Annotated in this window: 12 protein-coding genes; 5 read left to right on the top strand and 7 right to left on the bottom strand. The window is 35.4% G+C overall.

Going from position 1 to position 12970, the window contains the following annotated elements; genetic code table 11:
* Positions 1-52: 52 nt before the first annotated feature.
* Positions 53-661, bottom strand: coding sequence for a recombination mediator RecR (recR, locus tag DCC35_RS05740; protein WP_137089883.1), 609 nt, complete (start codon positions 659-661; stop codon positions 53-55).
* Between the two features lie 8 nt (positions 662-669).
* The gene (locus tag DCC35_RS05735; protein ID WP_137089882.1) at positions 670-951 is read right to left on the bottom strand and encodes an ATP-dependent Clp protease adaptor ClpS; all 282 of its coding nucleotides are present in this window, start codon (positions 949-951) and stop codon (positions 670-672) included.
* Between the two features lie 108 nt (positions 952-1059).
* Between DCC35_RS05735 and DCC35_RS05730 the strand changes: the two genes are divergently transcribed.
* The gene (locus DCC35_RS05730; protein ID WP_137089881.1) at positions 1060-2547 is read left to right on the top strand and encodes a sodium:solute symporter; all 1488 of its coding nucleotides are present in this window, start codon (positions 1060-1062) and stop codon (positions 2545-2547) included.
* Here DCC35_RS05730 and DCC35_RS05725 read toward each other — a convergent pair.
* Together DCC35_RS05725 and DCC35_RS05720 are read right to left on the bottom strand one after the other, a co-directional pair.
* Entirely contained in the window at positions 2533-2859 is a 327-nt protein-coding gene (locus tag DCC35_RS05725; RefSeq protein WP_246070156.1) for an MGMT family protein, read from the bottom strand. The two genes, DCC35_RS05730 and DCC35_RS05725, sit on opposite strands and share 15 nt — an antisense overlap.
* Positions 2860-2867: 8 nt before the next feature.
* Entirely contained in the window at positions 2868-3686 is an 819-nt protein-coding gene (locus DCC35_RS05720; protein ID WP_137089879.1) for an outer membrane beta-barrel protein, read from the bottom strand.
* Positions 3687-3858: 172 nt separating this feature from the next.
* Here DCC35_RS05720 and DCC35_RS05715 point away from each other — a divergent pair, with 172 nt between their 5' ends.
* A complete protein-coding gene (locus DCC35_RS05715) occupies positions 3859-4440 on the top strand; it encodes a hypothetical protein (protein WP_137089878.1) in 582 nt (193 codons plus the stop codon).
* A 13-nt stretch (positions 4441-4453) separates the two neighbouring features.
* The gene (locus tag DCC35_RS05710; protein ID WP_137089877.1) at positions 4454-6586 is read left to right on the top strand and encodes a S9 family peptidase; all 2133 of its coding nucleotides are present in this window, start codon (positions 4454-4456) and stop codon (positions 6584-6586) included.
* 518 nt (positions 6587-7104) lie between these two features.
* Here the strand turns inward: DCC35_RS05710 and DCC35_RS05705 are convergent.
* Entirely contained in the window at positions 7105-7584 is a 480-nt protein-coding gene (locus DCC35_RS05705; protein ID WP_137089876.1) for a hypothetical protein, read from the bottom strand.
* A 1291-nt stretch (positions 7585-8875) separates the two neighbouring features.
* Here DCC35_RS05705 and DCC35_RS05700 point away from each other — a divergent pair.
* A complete protein-coding gene (locus DCC35_RS05700; RefSeq protein ID WP_246070154.1) occupies positions 8876-10012 on the top strand; it encodes a serine hydrolase domain-containing protein in 1137 nt (378 codons plus the stop codon).
* Positions 10013-10046: 34 nt separating this feature from the next.
* Here the strand turns inward: DCC35_RS05700 and DCC35_RS05695 are convergent, their stop codons facing one another.
* Positions 10047-11234, bottom strand: a complete 1188-nt coding sequence (locus DCC35_RS05695; protein WP_137089875.1) for a tetratricopeptide repeat protein — start codon at positions 11232-11234, stop codon at positions 10047-10049.
* Positions 11216-11914: a hypothetical protein gene (locus DCC35_RS05690; RefSeq protein WP_137089874.1), complete on the bottom strand. Its 699-nt coding sequence runs from the start codon at positions 11912-11914 to the stop codon at positions 11216-11218. The genes DCC35_RS05695 and DCC35_RS05690 overlap by 19 nt, the downstream gene beginning before the upstream one ends.
* 176 nt (positions 11915-12090) lie before the next feature.
* On the opposite strand from DCC35_RS05690, the gene DCC35_RS05685 reads away from it, so the two are divergent.
* On the top strand, positions 12091-12738 hold the full coding sequence (locus tag DCC35_RS05685; protein WP_137089873.1) for a hypothetical protein: 648 nt from the start codon (positions 12091-12093) through the stop codon (positions 12736-12738).
* Positions 12739-12970 lie beyond the last annotated feature (232 nt).

Below are 12970 nucleotides of genomic sequence, written 5' to 3'. Positions count from 1 at the left end.
AAAGAAGGGAAATTATTTAATCAAAGATCTGAAAAAATAAAAATTAAGGGGCTTAATCGTATTTTGTTCTTGTCACGATACTCCTTCCAAGGGTCAATTCATCAGCATATTCCAGCTCTCCTCCTAAAGGAACTCCCCGGGCAATTGTCGAAACTTCAATTCCTTTCTCTGAAAGCTTTTTATTAAGATAGAATGATGTGGTGTCTCCTTCCATAGTCGGACTTAATGCCAAAATCACCTCTTTTACAGCATTCGTTTTACTATCAATTCTATCAAACAATTCCTTAATACGAAGGTCATCGGGCCCAATGCCATTTACCGGAGATATTAATCCTCCAAGAATATGGTAAACTCCCTGAAACTGAGCTGTGTTTTCAATAGCAATTACATCCGGAATATCTTCAACCAGGCAAATAAGCGAATGATCTCGTTTAGCTGATGAACAATATTTACACAAAGTATCTTCACTGACCATACCGCATTTATTGCAGTATCTCGTTTCAGTTCTCAATTTAATAATGGCATCACTTAAGCTGACTGAAGCTGACTCTTCAGTTCTTAAAAGATGCATTACAAGTCTGAAAGCGGTTTTTTTACCTATTCCCGGAAGTCGGGAAATTTCCAGAACGGCATTTTCGATCAGTTTAGAAGGGTATTCCATAGCTTTTCTTAAACTATTTTAGCGTCTATACCAGCCTCTCTGATCGAATTTCTCATGGGCTTTAACTTTTCATATGTACCCTGCTTTACAGAACACTTACCTTTATAATGGATGATATAGGTACACTGTTCAGCTTGTGTCGGGTTATGTTTACATACCTTGATCAACGTATTGATCACATGTTCAAAAGTATTAAAGTCATCGTTATACACCATCAAATTCCGTTCAGACTGGTCAGTGACCACCTCCAATACTTCTTCAAGCGTTTCTTCCTGATGGGAAAATCTCATGGTTAATTCAAATTTAATTTTATGGCGAAATTACAAATTATATAGTTTTTCTCACTTTAATTTAACAGCTTTATGACATTTTAGTTTTAAAAAATGAAATAGAACAGCATGGAAGCCACTTCTGTAGCAATCATAATTACTCTTTATTTTTTAGTGCTTTTTATCATTGCCCGGTTAACCGGAAAAAAGGCTGATACAGAAACTTTTTTTACTGCCGGAAGGCAATCTCCCTGGTATGTGGTGGCATTTGGCATGATTGGAGCTTCGCTTTCAGGAGTTACTTTCATCTCAGTTCCAGGCTGGGTAGGTTCGAGTGAATTTACCTACATGGCGATGGTGCTTGGATATCTGGCAGGATATATTGCTATTGCTTTTATTTTACTTCCACTTTACTACAAACTCAATTTAGTTTCAATTTATACCTACCTGGAAAAACGGTTCGGTTTTTACAGTTATAAAACAGGAGCAGGATTCTTTTTAATATCCAGAATCATCGGGGCTTCTTTTCGATTATTTTTGGTCGCCGGAGTTCTTCAATTAGCAGTTTTTGACCATTGGGGAGTTCCTTTTGGAGTAACAGTGACTGTTGCAATTGCCTTGATCTGGGTTTATACATTAAAAGGTGGAATTAAAACAGTGGTATGGACAGACACTCTTCAGACATTATTCATGTTATTGGCCGTGTCGGTGACAATAATAATTATAGGTAATGAAATGGGTTGGGGTCTATCAGAGATTGTTTCCAACGTCGACAATTCTGAATACAGCAAATGGTTTGAAACCGATATAAATGAGTCGAATTTCTGGCTTAAAAACTTTATTGCAGGAGCCTTCATTACATTAACAATGACTGGGCTGGATCAGGACATGATGCAGAAAAACCTGACCTGTAAATCTTTGAAAGACGCACAAAAAAATATGCTCTGGTTTAGTGTTGTTCTTATTTTTGTAAACCTGATCTTCCTAAGTCTCGGAGCATTACTATTTATTTATTCGGAGCAAAATGGTATCCCTATTCCAAAAGATACAGATGATCTTTATCCCCTTTTAGCACTAAATAATTTAGGCTCAGCAGCAGGAATATTATTTATGCTTGGTATAATAGCAGCTGCATATTCCAGTGCGGATTCAGCGCTGACAGCACTTACTACTTCATTCTGTCACGATTTTCTCGATATAAAACAGTATCCTGAAAAGGAAAGGAAGAGGATAAAACTCCTTACTCATATTGGGATGTCAACAATCTTATTGGTGGTAATCCTGGTCTTCAATGAGATAGAAAGAGACAATGTTATAAAAGAATTATTTAATGCTGCAGGTTATACATATGGGCCTCTATTAGGACTTTTTGCCTATGGCCTTTTCATTAAGAAACAATTGTCGAAGGAATATTTAGTGCCTGTTATAGCTATAATAGCTCCCATACTAACCTATTTACTGGTAGAATATTCACCTGAAATCTTCGATGGTTATGAAATTGGATTTGAAAGGCTTTTAATAAACGGATTCCTTACAATTATCGGACTTTTATTAATCACTGACTGGTCTTCAGAGCAAAATAATATAGAAAGTGAGGTAAGATCAGATCAACTCTAAAGAAGGATCCCAGAATACCTCTTTGAAATTAATAATTTTGTCATCTGAAACTTTTACTCCTTCGACGGTCAGAAGCTCTTCCATTTTAGTAGGAGTGTCGAAATGATGCTTGCCTGTGAGCATTCCATTTCTGTTTACTACCCGGTGAGCTGGTACATCGGGTATATTGTGGGAACTGTTCATCGCCCAGCCAACCATCCGGGCGGATGATTTTGCTCCTAAGTAATTAGCAATAGCCCCATAGGAAGTTACCCTCCCATGAGGCACTAATTTCACTACTTCGTATACGTCCTTAAAAAAAGACTCCTTCAATTTTCTATTTATCTGGTAAAGAACCTGGTTCCACCAAAAACATAATTCACACCAATCTGAACACCAACAAGTAGAGATGATCTTCTTTCATAAAGCTCATCATACTTTTTATCTTGCATGTACTGAATGAAATCCTCATTTCTGAAATCAGAAATAGCATAGTTCATTCTTAGTTGGGTACTTATTGATAAGTTTCTTGCGATATCAATGTCAAATCCCATACTTGCAGCAATTTGGAATTCAGCTTCTTTAAATTCTCTTACGATCTCCTCTTCTGTGGTAAATAAAACTATCTCACCATCTGTTGCAGGAACATCATAATAATCCTCTCCCGGAACTGGCTCAGCTCCTTCGGGAGGAGTTACCCCTTCAGGAATATAATATTGTGAAGCATCATATTGTAATCGTTCGCTTCCGGATGTTAAAAATGAAAGCTGCGGACCGATCATAAAATTAAATCTTGCCCTGTCAGCTGAAGCACTCATAAATTTAAAAAGCATCGGAAGATGAATATAATTTGCTTCGAAATCACGGTACCCCTGAACTGTTTCATATATATCCACTACCTGGTAATAAGCTCCCTGAATAGAGTAAATAGACTCCAGTTGCAACCCGAAATTATCAGTTAAATCAACTCCGAATGCTAAACCAATCGGGGCAAATTTCACATCGTTGGTTTGAACGTATCTTGGATCAGATTTTAATCCTTTATCCAAAACAAAATTCATCTGACCAGTGGTCGTAGCACCAACATGAACTTTTACCTGTGCAAATGCTGATATACTAAAAAGTAGAAAAAGTCCTAAAAAAATTGCTTTTGTTTTCATACTAATTGAATGTTATTTCCCTATGAGGGTTTTATATAAAATATTGGAATAATCAAAAAAGTAACCTCTATGTAAGTAATATTAAAAAAGTATTATCTTTCGACATTGAAATATAATAGGTGCAAATTAAAATAAAACTTTAAATTGCCTTTCATTTTTTAATTTCAATACAATGAGAATCTTACTTGCTTTTATCTTGCTTGCTTTTCAAACACTTATGTATGGTCAGGTGCAAAGAGCCTCCCTGGTAGGCGATGAGCTATACAGTGTAAAGAGAAAAAGTAGTCAATCATTTCTATACTTACATCAAAATGATTCGACCAAGAAATTTGATCATGCTAAATATAAAATAGATGCAAGTGAAAAGGATAGCTTAAATCTGGCAAATGAAATTCCTACATTTAGCTTAATGTGGGAAACTGCTGTTGAAAGTGGTGATTTGAAAGTGAAAACTATTCAAATAGATAAACCGGAAAAATTTAATGATGTACTCAAAAGATTAGCTAATCATTATTTAGATCTGGATGAAAAGCCATTTCTCGATGATTATGAGGCAATCGGAGTAATGATCCACGAATCACGTGCTTATGCACCTATTTATGAATATTTAAGCTCGAAAGGTTTAGTTGTTGAAGGAATAAAAGTTGAGCAAGTTGGAATCGCCAGGTCTAAATCGCTAAATAACGTTGGAATATCAGGTTCTCCTATTGTTCCCATACCATATTTGATTTATCTTCAAATAAAATCAGAATAATATTTTATCAACCATGAAAATTATCAGCTATAGTTTAAGTTTAGCGTTTCTTATTGTCCTATTACAAATAGCGACAGGATGCAATAATAAAGAAAATAGTGAAAAAGAAATGAGTGCACCTAAAGCAGAAAAAAAAGACACAACCCTGACTATTCACGGACATTCCCGTGTGGACCCCTATTATTGGCTACGCGACAGAGAAAATCCTGAGGTAATTGCCTACCTGGAATCAGAGAATGAGTATACAGATAATTTACTTGCTCATACTAACGAGCTTCAGGATAGCCTGTTTGAGGAAATGAAAGGCCGGATCAAAGAACGGGATCAGTCTGCTCCTATTAAAAGTAATGGGTATTGGTATTATAGCAGATATGAAGAAAATAAGGAATACCCAATCTATTGCAGAAAAAAAGAAACCCTCGAGTCTGAGGAAGAAATTATCCTCGATGCCAATAAAATGGCAGAAGGTCATGAATATTTTAACGTAGCGGGATTAGAAGTAAGTCCAAATAATAAATTATTAGCATTTGGAGCAGATACAGTAAGCAGGAGATTGTACACTTTATACATTAAAAATCTAGAAACGGGAGAATTACTCCCGGTAACTGTTGCCAACACATCACCGGGATATGCCTGGGCTGATGATAATGAAAACATCTTTTACACCTCAAAAAACACCGAAACCCTCCTAAGTGAAAAAGTATACAGGCACAACATTAATGAACAAAATGATGAGCTTGTCTACGAGGAAAAAGATCAGTCATTTTATATAGGGGTTTACCGTGAAAAAACGGGTGAATATATCATTATATGGAATAGCAGCACGACAACAAGCGATTACCATTTACTAAAATCAAATAATCCTGAAGGTGAATTCAAACAATTCACGAAACGAACTCCCGGTCATGAATATAATATCTTTCCTGATCAGGATAAATTCTGGATAATCTCTAACAAGGATGCTTTGAACTTCAAATTGATGTCTACCTCTCAAATCGGATCAGATATTGATCAATGGAACACAGAGGTCTCACATAGAAAAGATGTTTTATTAGAAAACATGGAGGTTTTTGAAGATCATCTGGTCTTTGAAGAAAGGTATAATGGTCTGACTCATCTAAAAGTCAGGAATAAAAAGACCAAAAAAGAATACGAGATAAAATTTGATGAAAATGCATACATCACCGGGATCGGCTCAAATGATGTTTACGATACTGATGTACTCAGGTTTTATTACAGCTCTCTAACAACACCATTCTCTCATTTCGATTATAATGTGGAGACCAACGAAAGAACTCTCATAAAACAACAGGAGGTAGTAGGTGAATATTCCAAAGAGAATTATGAAACTGAGAGAATTTCAATTAAGTCTCGTGACGGTGTTGAAATTCCAGTTTCATTAGTTTACAAGAAAGGATATAAAAAGAATGGTAACGGACCATTACTACTATATGGTTATGGTAGTTATGGGAATACAATCGATCCTTATTTTGGTAGTGCCAGATTAAGCCTTTTAGATAGAGGATTCTGTTTTGCTATCGCACATGTAAGAGGTAGCCAACTCAAAGGTAGGGAGTGGTACGAAGAAGGTAAAATGTTTAAAAAGCAAAATACCTTCAATGATTTTGTGGATGTAGCAAAAGGTCTGATTGAAGAAAAATATACTAGTCCTGAACATCTGTATGCTATGGGTGGAAGTGCCGGTGGATTACTAATGGGTACTGTCATTAACCAGGCTCCGGAACTCTTTAATGGAGTAGTTGCTGCAGTACCATTTGTCGATGTTGTTACAACCATGCTGGATGAAAGTATCCCGTTGACTACAAACGAATTTGACGAATGGGGTAATCCTAAAAACAAAGATTCATATGAGTATATGCTTTCTTATTCACCATATGATCAGGTTAAAAGGCAGGATTATCCAAACCTGCTTGTAACAACCGGATTACATGATAGCCAGGTACAATATTGGGAACCTGCCAAGTGGGTAGCGAAATTGCGGGATTATAAAACAGATAAAAACCTTCTTTTACTCAAAACCAATATGGAAGCGGGGCACGGAGGGGCTTCAGGAAGATTTGAAAGCTTAAAAGAAACGGCACTGGAATATGCTTTTCTATTAGATCTTGAGAACAAAAGCTTATAGCAGAAAAAGTGTTAAAACGAATAAAGGCAGTCTTTAAAGGACTGCCTTTTTTTATTCTGTCTCGGGGTATATCTTAAGAACGTATTAAAATTCTTAACGGTTTTAATTTTTAGATAAATAATTGAATAAATTAAAATGCCGGTTCTGGGTTCCTATTAAAACACGTCACTAAATAATGTAAGGTAAGACCTCTTCTACGATAAAACTCCAAATATTAGATTCTATCACCTGTACAGTCTTAATTAATCATTAATTAGTAAAATCTTATTAATCAGTTAGTATTTTAACATTTCGACAACTTCACCAGAATGTTAAAAAAACATTTGTCAGATTTTGACATTAAAAATATATGTAATATATTCATGAATAATTAACAAAAGTAATCGAACACCACCACTATACATTAGTTTTCAATTATTTGAAAGTTAAAATTCGATCACATATAAAGACTTGTTAATAATTACGGAAGACTAATCTATCAATCAGATAAACGGGCAATAATTTGTCCGTTTATTTTTTTAATTAGCTTTTAATATTTCCAATTGGGCATCTAATAGAGAAGGAACGAATTTATAATTAATTATTGGGTATCTTTTACTGATTGACTCCAGGGATATATACCCGAATAAGTCTTTTGGCCTGATAAAGACTATTAGCTTTATATTTTCTTTTAATGCATTTGGCAACCATTCTTCTTCCATATATTTAATAGACTGCCCGGGCATCGCTCTCAAATCACTGGAATTAATTATAATATTAATATTTCCTTTTGAGATTTTTTCAAGCCCCCACTCCATGATTTTTTCAAACTCATCCGGATCTAAAACACCTTGAATTGTAAGGTACAAGTATTGCACATCACCCACAGTGTCCATGTTACCGGAACAATTATTGGATATGGTGATTTCTTCATTATTTTCATTTTCAGATTCACCAAAGGTAAAAACAGACAGTAGTAAATTAAACTGACGTCTGATGATATCAGTAAATGATTTCATTAATAAAATGTTTTATTCCCTTTATTCGTTGAAATGCTTAAAAGTTGAGCAACTTTCAAACATTGATTTTTATACTCATTAAGAGCATAATATCTTCCTTGGCTTAATTTATGCAAACCAATAGAAATATCCTAGCTAACATAGTTGATTAGTATTGAGATTAAATATTATTAATAAATGAAAATAGTCAATGATATTTAGAGATACTTAAATAATAAAGCATATTTTAAAACTTACTAATTTTTTTAATGAGGGAGTAATTGCTAAATACAGGAAGAAAAGGGATTGACCCAAGAGAAACTTGCTTCTGCAGTGGAGGTGGACCCCGTCTTCATAGGCAAAAATAGAACACAAGGTAAAAGAATACCCTCTTTAGAATCTACACTAAAAATCTTCAACCCCTTAAAGTGAAATATAGTGCTTTATTTAAAGAGTTGGAATGACTAATTAACTAATCATTTTTGTCAGCTACTTAGAGAAAATGGTTTTAGAACAAGCATTATCCCTCTATAGTAAATCGAAGTATTAAATATATTATTGAACCTGTACTGCTAACAAGGCAATAGGGGGCTGCTAAGCATAAAGTTCCACTGATGTCAGGTACAGATGTTCCCGAAACTAATATTATTCCTGGATTTAGCCTACACACTGATTTGGCCGATCTGATTGTGACTGGGTGAACAATCATCAGGCGTTTAAGTCCGCAACAGTAAGGCTATTAATGTACTGCGGTTAAAAAAATGATTATTAAAGTGTAAATGAGGCTATAATTGCAGACTTATTGATTCTGACTAAAAATCCTCTTGACATTAATTGCAGGTCAATAGGAAAAGTAATTCTAAGAGACGCATACTATGACGATCGAAAGCTATTTGAATTAAGATCACTGTGCGATTCTACAGCATCAAATCTCCATATGAATTTGAAATTATTACCTTGCTTTTTAAGCAATTCACTGATGAGGAAACAGTTGGCAGATTAAAATCTTCCAACTACTTTATTTCCATATTATTAAGTTTATTTATATTTCATTTTTTAAGTGATCCTTGTGCCATATTTTTATCAATTTCCATCATTTAGAAAACCATTCCCAATGAGTAAAATTAGTCTATAATTAATGGTTCCAAGCCTGAAGAGTATTTTAAAGCAGTTTAAAAAAATAGATTCAGAAATTTTTATTATGGTATTTGCTAATATTCCCAAATCAATAAGTCCGAAATGTCATACTTTTACAATTCCGGACGAACTATACATAAATACCAATGATATTCGTACTGTTAAATATTAGATTATGAAAAAGATTACTTTATTTTTAAGCTTTTTGATGCTCAATTTCATTATTGTTGCTCAGGAAGGAATGATCGCGGAGATCAACAAACTATTGGATGAGGAGCTTGATAAGGACAATGTCCATAATGTATTTTTCTCTATCTATTCACCTACCAAAAGCATAGATCTGCATTCTGTAAAGGGAAGTTTCAGTGATGGTTCACTGGTGTCAGAAGCAAACCCCTTCTATACGGCAAGCATTGGTAAGACCTTTACCGCAACTACTTTGGGAATATTGGTAGATCGGGGAAAGCTCCACTTCGATGATCCCATATCAAAATACTTACCTGATGAAATAATGGATGGATTACATATACTCAATGGGGTAGATTATAAAGATTCCATTAGGCTTTCACATTTATTACAGCATACTTCCGGGCTGCCCGATTACTTTAACCGAGAGACGATTGATGGCTCTACAGGTATTTTTGATTTGATCATGACAGATAAGGAACACTTCTGGCAGCCTTCGGAATTAATACAGTTTTCTAAAGCCCATTTTCGCCCCAACTTTGCTCCAGGGAAAGGGTATTTATATACGGATACAGAGTATGTGCTATTAGGAATGATTATCGAAGAGGTAAGTAAAATGCCGCTTCATGATTTTTTTGCAAAAGAAATCTTTGAGCCTCTTTCTATGAACTCCACCTACCTTAACCTAAGATCGACAGGTAAAAATGCATTGGGTAAGATGGCTGAATTATATGCCGGTGGATATGAGATCAGTACTTTTAAAAGCCTGAGTGCAGATTGGGCTGGTGGGGCCATTATATCGACTGGAAAAGACCTGATTAGATTTCAAATTGCCTTATTTGGTACAGAATTGGTTTCAGAAGAAACCTTAAATAAAATGCAAGAATGGACCTATGAAACTGTAGGAATGACCTATGGCTATGGTCTTCGCAAAATAAAGTTTAGCGAGCTTGATCCTTCTTTTCCAAACCTGGAAGTTATTGGTCATTCTGGCAGCAACGGCACCTCTATGTACTACTGCCCTGATGAGGATATTTATTTAGTAGGCACGTTAAATCAATTGGAATCATCTAAAGATGCGGTAATTCTGCTGGCGAGGGTATTAGAAAAGTGCACCAATTTTTGATAGCTTAGAAAACTGATTGGATGAACAGGAGGTTTTAAATGTTTTTTTTCACCCATTCCTTAGGGGTAAGCCCGGTGGATTTTTTGAAAAAATCATTAAAAACAGATTTTGAGTTAAATCCACTTTCATAGGCCAAGCCGAGGAGTGTAAAGTGACTATTATTTGGGTCTGTAGCCTTCTTCTGAAAAGCTTTTAATCGATATCCGTTAACGTAATCATTGAAGTTTTTTCCTATTTTCTCATTCAAAAGCCAGGAAAGCTTATTTGGATGAAGATCAATCATTTCGGCCAAGCTACGCAAAGTAAGCTTTGCATTTAAATAAACAGACTCCGGAGGTTGCATTTTATTTTTTAATGCAATTAAGAAATGCTCCGTTTCACTTTCAGTTAAATACTCCTTTGGCCTTATAATAGGCTGAGGTCTCTCCGGCTTAAAAGTAAGGCTATTGTCCGGAAATGTTTTCTTTACAAGGTTGTTGTACTCCGTTTGTTTCCTTAGAGGTTCGAGAAATTTCTCATGTTTAAAGTTGATGACCTGCCCCATTTTCTGTTCGACTTTTGAGCACAATAATTTCACAGCCTCATTACGATCAAATTGTACCATTAAAAACAGATCCCATGGCATCAATGGCCGTGGCTGTAGAGCCTGAAGCTTTTGAATGAATTGAATGATAAAGCTCCTATCGTAAGTTCGTTCTTTATACAAAAGATCATAAAGGATTTCATAAAGCTCCGGATAGATTAAGTTGTGCTGTTGGCTTAGGAAGGCTCGCATATTTTCTCTTTCTGCTTTATGAATAAAAGTGGCGAGCTTTAGCTGAATAGAAAGGGCAAAATTAGGATCTATTTCAAGGGACCTATTTAGGAGTTTTTGAGCTGTATCATAATGGCCTTGCAGGTAGAAAATATTAGCTTTCGTATAATAATGATTGGGCGAAAGCGGATTAGTTTGCAAGCTTCTATCAATAGATGTTAATGCAGATGTAAAATCACCAAGGGAAGTATGTATCTCCGCTAAACATTCATGAACATCAGTATCCATTGGGTTTATCTCCAGGGCTTTTTGAAGAGATTGATTGGCATTCTTATAATCCCATAATCCCCAAAATTCATGTGTAGCAAGGCTATGAAAGGCATACACAGATTTTTTACCCAGGTCTTTACCACTTTTAAAAAAAACTTCAGCTTTTGCGAAGGCATGTTTCAATTCCCTTGCCCCCATGACCCTAATAAACTATAGGACAGTCCGGCTCCAAAAAATGGTAAATCGAAATTTGGATCAAGTATGGTACTTTTTTCAAAGTAATCTGCTCCTTTTGCTATATCATGCAGGTTCCACTTTTTCAGAAAATATCGACCTTTCAAAAATGCCTGATAAGACTGAATATTTGTAGTTTGTGATTTTACGAGATGATCCTCAAAGGAAAGATGTCCAAAATTCTCACGGATTTTTTCTGCAATTAACAGGCTTACATCATCTTGTAAAGAAAAGATATCATCTAACTGTCGATCAAAATTCTCGGACCAAATGTGGAATCCATTGTCGGTTCTGATGAGCTGGGTTGTAATCCTGACCCTGTTACCAGATTTTCTTACGCTACCTTCTAATACTAACTCTACGCCCAACTCATTACCTATATGCCTAATATCCTTTTTTATATTCTTAAATACAAAGGTAGAAGTGCGTGCCGTGACCTCTAACCCTTCTATTTTGCTAAGGGCATTGATGATCTCCTCCGTCATTCCGTCTGAAAAGTATTCGTTCTCAGGATCAGAGCTTAGATTTTCAAAAGGAAGAACGGCTATGGACTTTTGATTGATCAACTTCTTTCGAATAGTTGAATAAATATAGCTATAGCTGATTATAATTACAAAAAATGAACCTCCCACCTTTAGAGACAAGGCCAAAAAGTCCGTAATAACATAATCTAATCCGGAATTTCATTTCCGGGCGAATGACCAGATTTTAAGCTCCATCTTCACACAATCAATTGGTCAAAAGTCAATTGAAGTTTCAAACTACATACTTTACAAAACGTGTGTTGCAGCTTAAATTTTAACAACAAATTATTTTACTTATGAAAAGCTTATTAATTGTCCTTTTAACTGCACTATCTATGGGTGCTTTTGCACAGAGTGACTTCCAAACAGATGTAAACAACGATATTGATTACAAATACAGGGTTAGCTTGCCGCTGATCATTTTACCTCAATTAGTTGAAAAAGCCTGGGATGACAGAATACATACGCAGCATATAGAATTTCATGTCAGGCGTAATCTGGACAACAAAAACATTGTAGGAATAAAATTTGCCACCTGGCGGTTATTTCAACCTATGGGTATCCTTTGGTGGGATGGTTTGCTAGACAAAATTGAAACGGAAAGTGAATTTTACCCCGGCCACGTACGAGAGACTGGATTAGGGATAACATATCAACGTATGCTATGGAAAGGGCTATTTACAACAATTGAAGTTTTACCACTATTTCAAACCTACCTCGATGAACACAAGAATAAAGTTGGCAATGGCTTTAAACTATATAATTCCATTCATCTTGGGTATCACACCTCTTTTGGGAAGAAGAAACGCTTTTTTCTGGAGCCTCAAATCCACTCTCAATTCTGGATTGACACCAAGGCACCATCTGATTTTAAAGAGCTGGATGATAAGTGGAAAAATTATTTCCTCTTTGAGCCGAATATTTATTTTGGGGTGAAATTTTAACCTTGCTTTAATTTATGCCGATGTTGGTGTTTTCGCCAACATCATATCGTTTATAGTAATGATGATCGAATTGAATCGAGCTTACTTCCACGCATTAAGCTTGTTGGTGACAACACCAACAAGGGTAAAAGATCATACTAAAAATATCAATCTGGCTTAAAGTGTCAAAAAAGTGGCCCAAGGTGTCAAAAATAACTTCAGGTTTCTGATGATTTTTGTACTAACAATATTA

The organism is Mangrovivirga cuniculi, from assembly GCF_005166025.1.
Classification (GTDB): domain Bacteria; phylum Bacteroidota; class Bacteroidia; order Cytophagales; family Cyclobacteriaceae; genus Mangrovivirga; species Mangrovivirga cuniculi.
Note: the sequence above shows the minus strand (reverse complement) of the source record. Positions and strands in the feature narration are given on the sequence as shown.

Bases quoted from the DNA above. Each gene is read 5' to 3' on its own strand.
- DCC35_RS05700 (WP_246070154.1), top strand. From the start codon at position 8,876: ATGAAAAAGATTACTTTATTTTTAAGCTTTTTGATGCTCAATTTCATT.
- DCC35_RS05710 (WP_137089877.1), top strand. From the start codon at position 4,454: ATGAAAATTATCAGCTATAGTTTAAGTTTAGCGTTTCTTATTGTCCTA.
- DCC35_RS05730 (WP_137089881.1), top strand. From the start codon at position 1,060: ATGGAAGCCACTTCTGTAGCAATCATAATTACTCTTTATTTTTTAGTG.
- DCC35_RS05715 (WP_137089878.1), top strand. From the start codon at position 3,859: ATGAGAATCTTACTTGCTTTTATCTTGCTTGCTTTTCAAACACTTATG.
- DCC35_RS05735 (WP_137089882.1), bottom strand. From the start codon at position 951: ATGAGATTTTCCCATCAGGAAGAAACGCTTGAAGAAGTATTGGAGGTG.
- recR (WP_137089883.1), bottom strand. From the start codon at position 661: ATGGAATACCCTTCTAAACTGATCGAAAATGCCGTTCTGGAAATTTCC.
- DCC35_RS05695 (WP_137089875.1), bottom strand. From the start codon at position 11,234: ATGGGGGCAAGGGAATTGAAACATGCCTTCGCAAAAGCTGAAGTTTTT.
- DCC35_RS05685 (WP_137089873.1), top strand. From the start codon at position 12,091: ATGAAAAGCTTATTAATTGTCCTTTTAACTGCACTATCTATGGGTGCT.
- DCC35_RS05720 (WP_137089879.1), bottom strand. From the start codon at position 3,686: ATGAAAACAAAAGCAATTTTTTTAGGACTTTTTCTACTTTTTAGTATA.
- DCC35_RS05705 (WP_137089876.1), bottom strand. From the start codon at position 7,584: ATGAAATCATTTACTGATATCATCAGACGTCAGTTTAATTTACTACTG.